The organism is Enterobacter cloacae complex sp. IR5422, assembly GCF_049238165.1.
GTDB lineage: Bacteria > Pseudomonadota > Gammaproteobacteria > Enterobacterales > Enterobacteriaceae > Enterobacter > Enterobacter roggenkampii.
In genome coordinates this window covers 19,436-33,279 of sequence record NZ_JBMKHT010000042.1, presented here as the reverse complement: position 1 = coordinate 33,279, position 13,844 = coordinate 19,436, and the positions used below count along the sequence as shown (strand labels likewise).

10 protein-coding genes, 2 tRNA genes and 1 pseudogene are annotated in these 13,844 nt (G+C 57.7%); 5 read left to right on the top strand and 8 right to left on the bottom strand.

The window, feature by feature from the left end; genetic code table 11:
* Positions 1-73: 73 nt before the first annotated feature.
* The 3 genes from ACOTXT_RS17765 to shiA all read right to left on the bottom strand — a co-directional run bounded on the left by ACOTXT_RS17765 (position 74) and on the right by shiA (position 4,706).
* On the bottom strand, positions 74-1,846 hold the full coding sequence (locus tag ACOTXT_RS17765) for an aminopeptidase P family protein (protein WP_333165882.1): 1,773 nt from the start codon (positions 1,844-1,846) through the stop codon (positions 74-76).
* A gap of 18 nt (positions 1,847-1,864) precedes the next feature.
* Positions 1,865-3,319 carry an AMP nucleosidase gene (locus ACOTXT_RS17760; RefSeq protein WP_023617725.1) on the bottom strand — a complete coding sequence of 485 codons (1,455 nt, stop codon included), beginning with the start codon at positions 3,317-3,319 and terminating at the stop codon, positions 1,865-1,867.
* A gap of 73 nt (positions 3,320-3,392) precedes the next feature.
* Positions 3,393-4,706 carry a shikimate transporter gene (gene shiA / locus ACOTXT_RS17755; RefSeq protein ID WP_055322008.1) on the bottom strand — a complete coding sequence of 438 codons (1,314 nt, stop codon included), beginning with the start codon at positions 4,704-4,706 and terminating at the stop codon, positions 3,393-3,395.
* A gap of 191 nt (positions 4,707-4,897) precedes the next feature.
* Here shiA and ldtA point away from each other — a divergent pair, with 191 nt between their 5' ends.
* Positions 4,898-5,797: a L,D-transpeptidase gene (gene ldtA, locus ACOTXT_RS17750; RefSeq protein WP_023344476.1), complete on the top strand. Its 900-nt coding sequence runs from the start codon at positions 4,898-4,900 to the stop codon at positions 5,795-5,797.
* A 145-nt stretch (positions 5,798-5,942) separates the two neighbouring features.
* Here ldtA and ACOTXT_RS17745 read toward each other — a convergent pair.
* A tRNA-Asn gene (locus tag ACOTXT_RS17745) sits at positions 5,943-6,018 on the bottom strand.
* A 320-nt stretch (positions 6,019-6,338) separates the two neighbouring features.
* Between ACOTXT_RS17745 and nac the strand changes: the two genes are divergently transcribed.
* Both nac and cbl read left to right on the top strand, forming a co-directional pair.
* On the top strand, positions 6,339-7,256 hold the full coding sequence (gene nac, locus ACOTXT_RS17740) for a nitrogen assimilation transcriptional regulator NAC (RefSeq protein WP_008499475.1): 918 nt from the start codon (positions 6,339-6,341) through the stop codon (positions 7,254-7,256).
* A gap of 96 nt (positions 7,257-7,352) precedes the next feature.
* On the top strand, positions 7,353-8,303 hold the full coding sequence (gene cbl, locus ACOTXT_RS17735; protein ID WP_008499476.1) for an HTH-type transcriptional regulator Cbl: 951 nt from the start codon (positions 7,353-7,355) through the stop codon (positions 8,301-8,303).
* A 43-nt stretch (positions 8,304-8,346) separates the two neighbouring features.
* On the opposite strand, the gene ACOTXT_RS17730 is transcribed toward cbl, so the two are convergent.
* On the bottom strand, positions 8,347-8,955 hold the full coding sequence (locus ACOTXT_RS17730; RefSeq protein ID WP_055322009.1) for a glutathione S-transferase family protein: 609 nt from the start codon (positions 8,953-8,955) through the stop codon (positions 8,347-8,349).
* Between the two features lie 170 nt (positions 8,956-9,125).
* Here ACOTXT_RS17730 and ACOTXT_RS17725 point away from each other — a divergent pair.
* Positions 9,126-9,763 (top strand): annotated as a pseudogene (locus ACOTXT_RS17725) (LysR family transcriptional regulator); the annotation flags it as partial.
* A gap of 43 nt (positions 9,764-9,806) precedes the next feature.
* On the opposite strand, the gene ACOTXT_RS17720 reads toward ACOTXT_RS17725, so the two are convergent.
* Entirely contained in the window at positions 9,807-10,745 is a 939-nt protein-coding gene (locus tag ACOTXT_RS17720) for a LysR family transcriptional regulator (protein WP_045353662.1), read from the bottom strand.
* Positions 10,746-10,886: 141 nt separating this feature from the next.
* On the opposite strand from ACOTXT_RS17720, the gene ACOTXT_RS17715 reads away from it, so the two are divergent.
* The gene (locus ACOTXT_RS17715; protein WP_039266693.1) at positions 10,887-11,288 is read left to right on the top strand and encodes a RidA family protein; all 402 of its coding nucleotides are present in this window, start codon (positions 10,887-10,889) and stop codon (positions 11,286-11,288) included.
* A gap of 107 nt (positions 11,289-11,395) precedes the next feature.
* Here ACOTXT_RS17715 and ACOTXT_RS17710 read toward each other — a convergent pair.
* Both ACOTXT_RS17710 and ACOTXT_RS17705 read right to left on the bottom strand, forming a co-directional pair.
* Positions 11,396-11,471, bottom strand: a tRNA-Asn gene (locus ACOTXT_RS17710).
* A gap of 164 nt (positions 11,472-11,635) precedes the next feature.
* Positions 11,636-13,825 carry a TonB-dependent siderophore receptor gene (locus tag ACOTXT_RS17705; RefSeq protein WP_023325592.1) on the bottom strand — a complete coding sequence of 730 codons (2,190 nt, stop codon included), beginning with the start codon at positions 13,823-13,825 and terminating at the stop codon, positions 11,636-11,638.
* Between the last annotated feature and the right edge of the window lie 19 nt (positions 13,826-13,844).

Below are 13,844 nucleotides of genomic sequence, written 5' to 3'. Positions count from 1 at the left end.
CGCCTTACCCGACCGACAAAAACCTCTAATCGTAGGCCGGGTAAGGCGAAGCCGCCACCCGGCAAAAGCCGCACTATCCGTTCACACGAACCGGTGCCGTCGCCTCTTCCAGCCACGAACGCGCATCGCTGTTCACCAGTGGTGACAGCGCCTCACGCACCTGCTGGTGATACGCATCCAGCCACGCTTTTTCCTGTTCGCTCAACAGATCCAGCTCGACCTGGCTTAAATCAATCGGGATCAGCGTCAGCGAGGCAAATTTACAGAATCCCGGACGGCTCTCCACAATCTCCACCTGGTTTTCAATGCGAATTCCGTGGCTATCGCCCAGATAGTAGCCAGGTTCAATCGTCATGATATTGCCCGCCACCAGCGGCCACGGGTTGACCTTTTTGGCGATGCGATGTGGGTTCTCATGGATCAGAAGCTGATGCCCCACGCCATGCCCTGTGCCGTGATCGTAATCCAGCCCCATCTCCCACAGCGGACGACGCGCGAAGGCATCCAGCTGATGCCCCTGAGTGCCAGAGGGGAACTGCAGGGTAATCAGCGACAGGAAGCCTCTCAGCACGGCGGTGTAGTGCAGGCGCTGCTGCGGGTCGACCTTACCCCATGCCAGCGTGCGCGTGGCGTCGGTGGTGCCATTCACGTACTGACCGCCGGAATCGTTTAGGTAAAAATGATCATGGCCGATGGGCTTGTTGCTGGCCTCGCTCGAATGATAGTGGCACATCGCCGCATTGCTCGAAGAGGCGGAGATGGTCGCAAAGCTTTGCTCGATAAACCCGGGCTGCTGTTTACGGAACGCGAGCTGCTGCGCCTGCACTTCCAGCTCGGTGAGCGGATTTCCTGCCGCCTCGCGCAGCGGCACTTCGCGGCTCAGCCAGGCCAGGAAGTTGACCCAGGCGGCACCGTCCTGGTGATGGCACGCGCGATACCCAGCCAGCTCGATCGGGTTTTTGGTGGCCTTCATCAGGGTGATGGGATCGGTTCGCCAGACAATCTCTCCCCGTGGTTCAATGGCAAAGCGCAGGGCGACCGGAGCGGAATCGGCATCAACCATCACCCGTTTGCCTGCAGCAATCTGCTGACAGCGTTCGATAAAGGCGTCCTGCGGCGCAATCGTAAACGCATTGCGCACCTCTTCAGGCAGGGCGCCGAGCTTGTTGTCGTTTACAAACCACTCAACGTGGCCGTCACGACTCAGCAGGGCAAATGAGAGCGGTACCGGACTGGTTGGGATATCTGAGCCCCTTACGTTGAGCAGCCATGCAATGTTATCCGGCAGCGTAACGGCCAGATAATCAGCATTGTTCGCGGCCAGCACGGCAGCGACGCGCTGACGTTTGTCCTGGCTGCTTTCACCGCTTACTTCAACCGGCATTTCACGAATAAGCCCCGCCGGTGCGGCAGGGCGATCGGTCCATAAGGCGTCAAACGGCGAAACCTTCAGCGGTACCAGCCTGCACGGCGTGGCGGACAGTTGCTCAAACGCCGTATTGGTCATCAGCAGTGCGTCAAAACCGATGCGCGTGCCTGCCTCCACGTTTTCTGTCAGCCATTCAGCCAGCGGCTCGTTGTGCAGGTGGTGAATTTCAATCTCGTCCAGATTCACCTGAACGCGGGCCTGCACCTGATAGCGCCCGTCGACGAACAGCAGCGCTTTATCCTTCAGTACCAGCGCGACGCCGGCAGAACCGTCAAAGCCCGTCAGCCAGGCCAGCTTTTCGTCACAGGGCGCGCAGTATTCGCTCTGCCACGCATCCGCACGCGGGACGATCATCCCGTCGAGATGGCTGGCCTCAAGCCAGTGGCGCAGGGCAGAGAGCGGAGATGTGCTGGACATGGTTATTCCTTATCGTTATTAGCGGAACGGCGGCTCGTTGAAGGTGCGCAGCTTGCGGGAATGCAGTCTGTCACCTTCCGCCCGAAGCAGGTCGATGGCGCGAATGCCAATTTGCAGATGCTCTGAGATAGCCCCTTCATAGAAACGGTTGGCCTGGCCCGGCAGCTTAATTTCGCCGTGCAGCGGCTTATCGGAGACGCACAGCAGCGTGCCGTACGGGACGCGGAAGCGATAGCCCTGTGCGGCGATGGTGGCGCTCTCCATATCAATGGCCACCGCGCGGCTCAGGTTGAACCGCAGCGCGGAGGCTGAGTAACGCAGCTCCCAGTTGCGGTCATCCGTCGTGACGACCGTACCGGTGCGCAGGCGCTGCTTAACTTCTTCACCCGGCATGCCGCTGACCTCTTTGGTCGCGTCATACAGCGCGCGCTGCACTTCGGCGATGCTCGGGATCGGGATATCCGGCGGCAGCACCGCATCAAGTACATGGTCATCGCGCAGATAGGCGTGGGCGAGCACGTAGTCGCCAATCAGCTGGCTTTCACGCAGGCCGCCGCAGTGACCAATCATCAGCCACACATCAGGGCGCAGTACCGCCAGATGGTCGCAGATGGTTTTGGCGTTCGACGGGCCGACGCCAATGTTAATCAACGTAATGCCCTGACCGTCGGCGGTGATCAGGTGCCAGGCCGGCATCTGATGCTTTTTCCATGCCAGATCGGAGATGGCCTGCTCGGGGGCTTCGGTCTCTGCGGTGATCCAGATCCCGCCCGCGCAGGAGAGGGCAATATACGGGCTTTCCGGGTCGAGGATCTGGCTGCAGCCCCAGCGGACAAACTCGTCGACGTAGCGGGTGTAGTTGGTAAAGAGCACGAACGGCTGAAAATGTTCAGCGGGCGTACCGGTGTAGTGGCGCAGGCGCGCCAGGGAGAAATCGACCCGGCGGGCGTCAAAGTGCGACAGAGGAGAAAATTCTGCCGGGTGATAAATCCCGTCGGCGGTCTCATCGCCAATCTGCGACAGTTCCGTCGTCGGGAAGTGGCGGGTCAGCCCCGCGCTCATGGAGCGGTCAAGGGTTAACGCCGAACCGTCAATTACGTACGGATAGGGGATCTCATGCTGCGAGGGCTCAACGGCAATGTGCGCGCCGTAATCCTGGTACAACAGCGTAAGTTGTTCTTCAAGATACGGGCGGAACAGGGCCGGGCGGGTGACGGTGGTGCTGTAGCAGCCGGAGTGGGTAAAACGGGCGTAGGCGCGGGTTTTTGGCGTCGTGCTGGCGCTGCCGTCCCAGGTCACAGAGAGCGATGGATAAACAAAAAGGCCCTCGTTTCTGGCCTTTTGGTCGGGAAGTTTCCCTGTTTCGATATATTCGCTGATGGCGCTGCGCAGCGCATTGACGGACTGTTCATACAGCGCGTCGAGTTTTTCCAGCGCCTGAGCCGGGGTCAGGCTGGAGCCCTTATTATTCATCTCTGTCTCCTTGTTCCACAGGTGTGCGACTCTACCCGATAGTATGTCACACGCCTGTGAAACAAAAGGGCGATCAGGTGTGGCGGGGCTCTTTCATCACCAGCGCCGTCGCAGCAGAGAGCAGGCAACCGGCCAGCAGATAAATCGCCACGCTGTGCCAGTTTCCGCCGGAGAAGGTCACCAGCGCGGCGGCAATAAATGGCGTAAACCCGCCGCCGACCACGCTTGCAACCTGGTAACCCACGCCCGCGCCGCTGTAGCGGTAGCTGGCGCCGAACAGTTCGGTAAACATCGGCTGCTGGACGCAGACCACCATGTCGTGAGCGACGTTGGCGAGCATGATGGCGAAGAAGACAATCCAGAAGATCGACTGTGCCTCCAGCGCCATAAAGAATGGCCAGGCGCTGAGGGTGCCCACCAGCGCCCCGGTGATATAGATGCGACGGCGGCCAAAGCGGTCCGCCAGCCAGGCGAAGCAGGGGATGGTCAGGCAGCTGATCCCGCCAACCACCAGGCCGATATTCAGGAACAGTTCACGCGGCAGGCCGAGGTTCTGCGTCGAGTAGTTCAGGGCAAACGCCGTGACGATATACATCGTCAGCAGTTCACACAGGCGCAGGGCAATAATTTTCAGAAAAGCGCCAGGATGCCGGACGAGTGCCTCCATGACCGGCAGCCTTTTTTTGACGGCCGGTTTTTCCTGCTGCTTTTCGAACTCTGCCGACTCCTCCATGCCGTTACGGATCCACAGCGCGGCGATGACCAGCACGATGCTGAAGATGAACGGAATGCGCCAGCCCCAGCTCAGGAACTGCTCGTCGGTGGTGAGCTGGCTGATCAAGGAGACCAGCCCGGTAGAAAGGAGCAGACCCACGCCGTATCCGACCTGCACGCCGCTGCTGTAAAACGCTTTCTTATTTTTGGGCGCGCTCTCAACGGATAGCAGCGCCGCGCCGCCCCATTCACCGCCCACGGCGAAGCCCTGAATCGCCCGTAATGTCACCAGCAATGCCGGTGCCCACCAGCCAATCGCGGAAAACGACGGGAGAATGCCAATCAGCGCCGTGGCGATCCCCATCATCCAGACGGTAAGCATCAGCATGCGCTTGCGGCCGAGGCGGTCGCCAAAGTGGCCGAAGATCACCCCGCCCAGCGGGCGAAACAGAAAACCGACGCCGAAGGTGGCAAACGCGGCGAGGGTGCCCATCGCGGGGCTGACCTGCGGAAAAAACTCGCGGTTAAACACCAGCGCGGCGGTAATGCCGTAGAGCAGAAAATCATACCAGTCGACGACGGCACCCGCGAAGCTGCCGAGTGCGGCGCGGCGGGCACGATTGAGCGAAGGTGTCTCCTCGTTAGGATGTGTGGAGGTGAGAGTGGAGTCCATAGTTGTCCTGTCTGCACTGATTTTTAATTATTGGTATAAGAAAAGGTCACTCACATAGCGGCCGTCATATAAACGGAACCTATGAGACTACCGCGACAGGGGGCCTGTGCAAACTGATTTTATTTCCTGATGGGTAATGCAAAACGGCTACGCTATGCTTACTAAAGAGCGAAGCGACTGAGGAAGGGAATATGTGTCGTAAAAAGGCGTTGGGCTGTCTTGCTGCGTTACTCATCAGCCAGAGCGTGCAGGCGGTGAGCTATCCTTTACCGCCGACGGGCAGTCGCCTGGTGGGGAGCTCGCAGGTCATTACCGTGCCGGATCATAATACGTTACCGCTTGAGGCGTTTGCCGCGCAGTACGGGCAGGGGTTGAGCAATATGCTGGAAGCGAACCCGGGCGTGGATCCTTTTTTGCCCAAATCCGGCACCCGGCTGGTCATTCCCCAGCAGCTGATTTTGCCCGACACCGTTCGCGAGGGGATTGTCGTTAACGTGGCGGAAATGCGTCTCTACTATTACCCGCCGGGCAGCAATACCGTTGAAGTGCTGCCCATCGGCATCGGTCAGGCCGGGCGCGAAACCCCGCGTAACTGGGTAACGGCGGTTGAACGTAAGCAGGTGGGACCTACCTGGTCTCCGACGCCCAATACGCGCCGTGCCTATGCGGCAGAGGGAAAAACGCTGCCTGCCTTCGTGCCCGCCGGGCCGGATAACCCGATGGGGCTGTATGCGATCTATATCGGCAGGCTGTATGCCATACACGGCACAAACTCCAATTTCGGCATTGGGCTGCGGGTGAGCCAGGGCTGTATTCGTCTGCGGAATAACGACATCAAATACCTTTTCGATAATGTTCCCGTCGGCACCCGCGTACAGCTTATCGATCGGCCCGTTAAAGTCACCACGGAACCGGATGGCAGCCGCTGGGTGGAAGTGCATGAGCCGTTGTCACGTAACCGTGCGGAATTTGAATCGACCCGGAAAGTGCCGCTGCCCATCTCCGCCGCACAGCAGACACAGTTGATAAACGAGGGGGCGGGCGCTGAGCTGGAACGGCGGTCAGGGATGCCGGTGAAGCTCGGCAATTGAGGACATTTTCGCCGGGTGGCGGCGTTGCCTTACCCGGCCTACGATTCGAGGTTTTTGTCGGTCGGGTAAGGCGCAGCCGCCACCCGACAATTTTACCCGACGCAGAAAAGCAAAAAGCCTGCTTTAAAAGCAGGCTTTTCAAATTTGGCTCCTCTGACTGGACTCGAACCAGTGACATACGGATTAACAGTCCGCCGTTCTACCGACTGAACTACAGAGGAATCGTGTGAACGGGGCGCATATTATCGACCTGCGTTCACCTTGTCAAAGGGTGGATCGCCGCCTTTTGATCGTTTGCTGACAAAATCGGCAAAGTGCTGTTTTTGACAGCGGAATGCACCGCTTTGGTGCGGATATACCTCTAATGGGGCAGATCATAAACTGCTGTTTCGGTAATAAAACCCCCCTCCATGATTAGGTTTCCTTATTTTCAGGCGCTTAGCGCCCGATTCAGACCGCCTGGTAAAAGTGGCATTCATATTGCAAAACCTGTTCAACAACGACAGCCGGTTCCGGCACAGCATTTCGAACAGGGGGCAAAATGAACTTAAGACGACTGAAATACTTCGTAAAAATCGTCGATATCGGCAGCCTGACTCAAGCAGCAGAAGTGCTGCATATCGCGCAGCCTGCGCTGAGCCAGCAGGTGGCTACTCTGGAAGGCGAGATGGATCAGCAGCTGTTGATCCGTACCAAACGCGGCGTCACGCCAACGGAAGCCGGAAAAATTCTCTATACCCATGCGCGCACGATTCTGCGCCAGTGCGAGCAGGCGCAGCTGGCGGTGAATAACGTGGGCCAGACCCTGAGCGGACACGTTTCTATTGGCCTGGCGCCGGGAACGGCCGCGTCCTCTATTACCATGCCGCTGCTGCAGGCCGTTCGCGCTGAGCTGCCTGAAGTGCTGGTGTACCTGCACGAAAACAGCGGGTCCGTACTGAATGACAAGCTGCTGAACGGCCAGCTGGACATGGCGGTGCTTTACGATCGCTCCCCGGTGGCCGGGATCACCAGCCAGCCGTTGCTGAAGGAAGATCTCTACCTTGTGGGCACCCGCGACTGTCCGGGCCAGAGCGTAGACCTTACCGCCGTGGCAGAGATGAACCTCTATCTGCCGCGCGACTACAGCGCCGTGCGCGTGCGCGTGGACGAAGCGTTTTCCCTGCGCCGCCTGACGGCCAAAATCATCGGCGAAATTGACTCGATTTCCACGCTGACCGCGGCCATTGCCAGCGGAATGGGCGTCACCGTACTGCCCGAATCCGCCGCGCGTTCGCTGTGCAGCGCGGCAAACGGCTGGATGGCGCGGATCACCACGCCTTCCATGAGCCTGCCGCTGTCGCTGAATATGTCCGCACGCGGTTCGCTGTCGCCACAGGCGCAGGCGGTAAAAGAGATTCTGATGTCGCTGGTCAGCAAGCCATCGCTTGAGAACCGTGAACTCCAGCTCGTGAGCTGATATTCCATAAAAGCATAAGATGCTGGTTTTTATTATTTGTTCTGCAACGCAGCTGACTCTAACAATAGAGCTATGTCAGATGTGCCGGAGTGAATCGTGAATTTCCAGCAGCTTAAAATTATCCGTGAGGCGGCCAGGCGGGACTACAACCTGACCGAGGTCGCCAATATGCTTTATACCTCTCAGTCCGGCGTCAGCCGCCATATCCGCGAGCTGGAAGAGGAGCTGGGCATAGAGATCTTTATCCGTCGCGGCAAGCGGCTGCTCGGCATGACGGAGCCGGGTAAAGCATTGCTCACCATCGCTGAGCGGATCCTCAACGAGGCCAGCAACGTGCGTCGCCTGGCGGATCTCTTCACCAATGACGCCTCGGGCGTGCTTACCATTGCCACCACCCACACCCAGGCGCGCTACAGCCTGCCGCCGGTGATTAAAGCGTTCCGCGAACTTTTTCCGGAGGTGCGTCTGGAGCTTATTCAGGGCACGCCGCAGGAAATTGAAGTGCTGCTGCAAAACGGTGGGGCGGATATCGGTATCGCCAGCGAACGCCTGAGCAACGACCCGCTGCTGGTGGCGTTCCCGTGGTTCCGCTGGTATCACAGCTTACTGCTCCCGGTCGATCATCCGCTGAATCAGGTCTCTCCCCTGACGCTGGAAGACGTTGCGAAATGGCCGCTCATTACTTATCGCCAGGGGATCACGGGACGTTCGCGCATAGACGAGGCCTTCAATCGTAAAGGGTTAACGCCCGACATCGTGCTGAGCGCGCAGGACTCTGACGTGATCAAAACCTACGTCGAGCTGGGTCTGGGTATTGGCCTGGTGGCGGAACAGTCCAGCGGAGAACGCGAGGACGGGAACCTGGTGCGTCTTGACACGCGTCATCTGTTTGACGCCAACACCGTATGGCTTGGCCTGAAGCGCGGGCAGCTGCAGCGTAACTATGTGTGGCGCTTTATCGAGCTCTGCAACGCCGGGCTGTCCGTCGATGAGATTAAACGCCAGGTGATGGAGCCGGAAGAAGTGGCGATTGATTATCAGATTTAGGTGCGGGTTTGCCCGGTGGTGCTGTGCTTACCGGGCTCTGCATTTAATTGAACGGATATTTTTTGAAGGCTGACTGCGATTCGAATGATTCGCCAAACGCCTGAATCGTTCTAAAATCCGCTGCGTTAACGATCTGCGGGATCATCGACTGAATAAAAGTCCAGACAACCGTGCTCGTGACGGCAACCTGATCGGGAACGGCGGTGGCGGGACGCCCCTCCAGTAAGGTATTCCATTCCCTGCAGGCCGCCAGCAGCTGGATTGTAATGCGTTCGACCCATGAAACGTGCTGCTTTTCCACCGGGCGCAGGTTGTGTTCATACACATTTTGCACCGCTTTTTCAGCGGCGGCGAGAATAAAGCCCAGCGTCTGAAGATCGTTTGCCTGCGCATCCGGCGCGACGGGCAGGAGTCTCCGCTCGGGGTCGGCCTGAGCCTCAAAATAATTCAGAATCAGCGAGGAATCCATCAGACGTATTCCGTTATCCAGAACCAGCGTCGGGGCTTTTACCGCGGGGTTGATCCGGGAGAATGCGTCGAAGGTGCTAAAGACTGACAGCGGCTGGCTTTCAAACTCAACCCCATAAAGCTCAAGGGAGATCGCCACGCGCCGTACATAAGGTGAATCCATCATGCCAACAAGCTTAATCATCTTTCCCGTTTTCCTGTCTGTGTGAAAGAACGCGTCATTGAAAAGGATGACCCGACATTACAATACAATTTGCATGGCGAATATCTTCAGTATCTTACCGTAAGGGTTAGTATTACTGACATATGGTCAGGTTGCCACTGTATATCCAGCGCAGATAAGGAAGTGCTTTCATGTCGGATTTTCCACCCATTGCCAGTTTGCGAAGCTTTGAAGCCGTCGCCCGTCTTGGCAGCGTGACGCTGGCGGCGAAAGAACTCCACGTTACCCATTCCGCTATCAGCCAGCAGATCAAAACGCTGGAGGAGATGGTGGGCGTAAAGCTGTTTATCCGTCAGGGGCGAGGAGTGCAGATCAATGAAGAAGGGCGGCTCTATGCCTTACAGGTACGCGAAGCGTTGAACCACATCGCGGATGCCACCCGGCTCGTGCAGGTGAAGCCGAGAAAGCAGGAGCTGACGCTGGCGATGGTGCCGTCATTTGGATGCCACTGGTTATTACCGCGTCTGGCTCGTTTTCGGGCGAAGTATCCGCTTATTACCCTGCGGAACCAGGCCAGTCTGACGGTCACCAGCCTGCAGCAGGAAGGGATAGATATCGCGATACGGATGGGGCAGGGAAACTGGGAAGGGAGCGAAAGTCATTATCTTTTTTCCGATGAGCTCATTGTGGTGGCCGCACCGGGCTATAACGACGGCGTGCTGCCCGCTACGCCGTCTGACATTGCAAAAAGTCATCTTTTTTTTCCATGGGGTCGTGGAAAACGTGGTGCATGAATGCGGGTCTTGAGAAAGAGATCGTGCCTGGCGGCGAGCGGTGAGTGCTGTGGAAAGTAACTAACCCTAATGAGCGAATCAGGGTCTGGGAGGGAGTGACTTATTATTGGAATTAGGGACATGCTGCTGCATCAACTCAACAATCCAATCAATAAAAACGCGCAGTCTGGCGTTGACGTGGCGGTTAGGCGGAAATGCCAGGTACAGGGGCATTGGCTTAATACGCCAATGTTCGAACAGCCGAATCAAGGAACCACAAGCCTGATGCGCTTCTGCCATATAGACCGGCAGCGCAATCACGCCTAACCCGGCTAACCCAGCTTCGAGGTAAGCATTGCCATCATCCACGGCAAGGACATAGCTGCCCGTGATTTCAATATGTTCACTCTCACTGCGCAGTACCAGAGGATCAATCTTACCGGTGCGCGAGGACAAGAACCCTACAATGCGATGGTCGGTGTTTTCCAGCTCTCGCGGGTGCGCAGGGGCGCCGAGGCGTTCCACATAGCTCGGTGCGACGTAAACGCCGATGTGCAAATCGCCGACGTGGCGTGCGATCAGGGACTGGTCGTTGATTTCGCCACCGCGCAGGACGCAATCCACGTTGTCGCCGATCAGATCCACCACCCGGTCGCTCACGCCCATATCGAACTGGATATCCGGGTAGCGTGCATGGAAAGCCGGTAGCGCCGGCACCAGGATGAGGCGGGCCAGCGGACTGGGCACGTCTACCCGTAGTCGTCCCCTGGGCGTCATCGTCGCGCTGGACAGGCTGTTTTCAGCATCTTCCATGTCCGCCAGCAGGCGGATGACGCGTTCGTAGTAGACCGCGCCATCGGGGGTCACACCGAGCCTGCGGGTGGTGCGATGGAGCAATTTGACGCGCAGGCGCGCTTCCAGCTGCTGAATGAGCTGCGTCACCGTGGTTTTGCTCATATGAAGCGTTTGGGCAGCCTTTGTGAAACTACCTGCCTCAACCACGCGAGCAAAGGCCCGCATCGCGTCGAAACGATCCATCCCTTATCCTCTCTTTTCACCGATTGTTTGGATATTACAAACAATGATGGACAAAGTCGCTTGTTTATCCGCCCGAACCTGCACCTGTAAAGTGTCTTTATGTTCAACGGGCTGATTTTGCCCTATTGCAAAGGTACAAACATGACAGCACGCGAAGCAGTTTTCCCCTCCGGTCGGCAGGCGCTCTATGAGCGTAATCGCTATTCACCGGCCATCAAATCCAACGGTTTCTTGTTCGTTTCGGGGCAGGTGGGTAGTCGCGAGGATGGTTCGCCTGAACCCGATCTGAAAGCGCAGGTCAGGCTGGCCTTCGATAATCTTAATGCTGTCCTCGCGGCTGCGGGCTGCACGTTCGCTGACGTGGTTGACGTGACCCTCTTTGTCGTCGATCCCGAGTCAAACCTCGACGCTATCTGGAGTATCCTGCCAGAATATTGGGGGGACGCGCCTTATCCTACCTTGACCGGGATCGGCGTGACGTGGCTGTACGGATTTAAGTTTGAGATTAAGGTGATTGCCAGGCTGGATGCGATTCAGAGTTAACTTCAGAGATGCAGTCCCGTAGGTCGGGTAAGGCGAAGCCGCCACCCGACAATTTTACCCGACGCAGAAAAGCAAAAAGCCTGCTTCAAAAGCAGGCTTTTCAAATTTGGCTCCTCTGACTGGACTCGAACCAGTGACATACGGATTAACAGTCCGCCGTTCTACCGACTGAACTACAGAGGAATCGTGTGAACGAGGCGCATAGTAGCGACCTCAGTTCGCCTTGTCAAAGGGTGAAATCGCGCTTTTTGTTCGTTTGCCGACAATTTCAGCAAATCGCTGATTTTATAGTAAATTTGCTTCGAAATTACACAGCAAAATGCGCCGCCCGCAGGCGGCGCTCAGGATTAGAACAGAACGGAGTAGTTCAGACCAAACGTCCGCCCACGGCCTTTATAGGTATACAGACCCGGTGCACCGTAGGTTGGGCTATACAGCCCCGGCGCGCGCTGGCCCCAGGCGGTGGTGTAGTCTTTGTCCAGCAGGTTCTCCACGCTGAAGCTGACTTTACCCACCGGCAGGGCGTAGCTGCCCAGGAAGTCGACCGTGTTATAGCCATCGATCTTCTTGCCGTCGGCGTCAGAGACGTCAAAGGTCTGCGTGCTCTGCACGCGCAGGGTCCAGTCGCCCGGCGCCCAGTTGACCCACGCGCTGGCTTTCGACGGGCTGGCGCTGTCTACCGTCAGCTTCTCCCATTTCCCGTTTTCGCGAGTTTCCGACTTAATGGCGTTAAAGTTCGCGCCCGTGCTCCAGTCGCTGTCGGTGAAGAAGTAGTCCACCTGACCTTCCACCCCGTAGATACGACGCTTGTCGTCTTCCAGGTTAATGGTCATGTCCGTCTTGTTGATGGTGATGGTTTTATCCGAGAGCGAGTAATACGCCGCAACCTGGGTGCGCAGGTTATCCCCGGTGTAGCGCCAGCCCAGCTCATAAGCGTTGACCTTGATACCGTCCAGCTTCGAGTCGTTGACGTTGACGCTGTTCAGCAGGCGATAGTGACCGTTGCTGAGCTGATAGGTCCCGGAGCCGTAGTACTTCGCCAGGTCCGGGATTTCGAAGCCCTGGGAGAAGTTAAACCACACCTGCTGCTGTTCGGTCAGGCGACCGAGGATCCCGGCGTTAAACAGGAAGTTGTTGTAATCGGTTTTCCCACCCGGCACCGCGTCGGCGGAGGTGGCTTTCCCGGTAGCGATGGCCTGCTGCTGGGTGTAACCGACAAAATCGTCCACCTTGTTCTCGGTATACTGGTAGCGCACGCCGCCGCTCAGGGTGATGGCGTCAATGTCATAGCTGGCCTGCAGGAACGGGGCGAGGTTGGTGATGCTGTAGCCCGGGTAGCGGCCCACGTTGTAGGCGTTATCCAGCTCCATGCCGCCGCTCGCCGCAGCTTTTTTCAGGTTGAAGAACTGCTGGTTGGCATCGAAGGTTTCGTGGTCGGCATCCATACCCCAGGTCAGCGTCAAATCGTCCACCGGCTTGCTGTTCAGCGTCAGCTTGCCGCCGTAGAAATCGGTTTTCTGCTGCGACGCGCCGATGCTGGTGACCACACCTTTGGTCAGGGTCGGGAACGGATAGTAGGTCAGGCTCTCGTCGCGATAGTAAATCTGCGCGACCAGATCCTGGCCCCAGAAGTCGGTATTGGAGTACTGCAGGTTGATCAGATGGCGCTCGGTACCCGGCACGCGGTCAGAATCGAGGTTACCTTTGTTGTAGGCGGTCGCATCCCCCGTTACCGCCGAGAAGTTCTTTCCGAGATACAGCCCATGCTTGCCGTCGGACTCGCTCTTGTAGTACTGGGTCGTCAGCTGCAGCTGTTGATGATCGTCAATATTGAGGGTGCCTGTGCCCATCACGTCGATACGGTCAGAATACTGTAAGCCGGTCTGGGTGTTATCAATGATCACCTCGTCGCCGTTGCCGTCATACCAGCCGCCGTAGCGCTGATACGACACCGACAGACGACCGGACGCGTTATCGTTGCCGCCGCTGACCGCTGCCGACACGTTCTCATCGTGGTCGTTGTGGCTGTTGAACCCGCTTTTAGCCCCGGTCTGGAACTCGACTTCGGTCTCAGGCTGGCCTTTTTTGGTGACGATGTTCACCAGACCGCCGGTACTGCCGCCGCCGTAGAGTGACGTGGCGCCGGAGATAACCTCGATACGGTCAATGTTGAACGGATCGATAGAGTCGAGCTGGCGGCTGTCGCTGCGGGACGAGTTCAGGCGCACGCCGTCCACCATCACCATCATGGAGCGGCCGCGCAGGTTCATGCCGTAGTTGGTACGTCCCTGGCTGCTGACGTCCATGCCCGGAATCAGCTGCGCCAGCACTTCTTTAATCTCTTTCCCGCCCTGAACCTGCTGCTCAATTTCAGCCCGCTCGATGACCCAGGTGGTCTGCGCCATCTCCGCCACGCTGCGGTGCGCGCGGCTGGCGGAGACCACGATATTTTCTTCCTTTTGTTCTTCCGCCCACGCAGAGGTAGAAAGCATTGCAAGCAAGCAAGGATTTAAAACCCAAAGATGAGAACGTTTCATTGTTATGTTGACCCTGATT

Coding starts and splice junctions, on each gene's coding strand:
- ACOTXT_RS17765 (WP_333165882.1), bottom strand. CDS start 1,846: ATGTCCAGCACATCTCCGCTCTCTGCCCTGCGCCACTGGCTTGAGGCC.
- ACOTXT_RS17760 (WP_023617725.1), bottom strand. CDS start 3,319: ATGAATAATAAGGGCTCCAGCCTGACCCCGGCTCAGGCGCTGGAAAAA.
- shiA (WP_055322008.1), bottom strand. CDS start 4,706: ATGGACTCCACTCTCACCTCCACACATCCTAACGAGGAGACACCTTCG.
- ldtA (WP_023344476.1), top strand. CDS start 4,898: ATGTGTCGTAAAAAGGCGTTGGGCTGTCTTGCTGCGTTACTCATCAGC.
- nac (WP_008499475.1), top strand. CDS start 6,339: ATGAACTTAAGACGACTGAAATACTTCGTAAAAATCGTCGATATCGGC.
- ACOTXT_RS17730 (WP_055322009.1), bottom strand. CDS start 8,955: ATGATTAAGCTTGTTGGCATGATGGATTCACCTTATGTACGGCGCGTG.
- ACOTXT_RS17720 (WP_045353662.1), bottom strand. CDS start 10,745: ATGGATCGTTTCGACGCGATGCGGGCCTTTGCTCGCGTGGTTGAGGCA.
- ACOTXT_RS17715 (WP_039266693.1), top strand. CDS start 10,887: ATGACAGCACGCGAAGCAGTTTTCCCCTCCGGTCGGCAGGCGCTCTAT.
- ACOTXT_RS17705 (WP_023325592.1), bottom strand. CDS start 13,825: ATGAAACGTTCTCATCTTTGGGTTTTAAATCCTTGCTTGCTTGCAATG.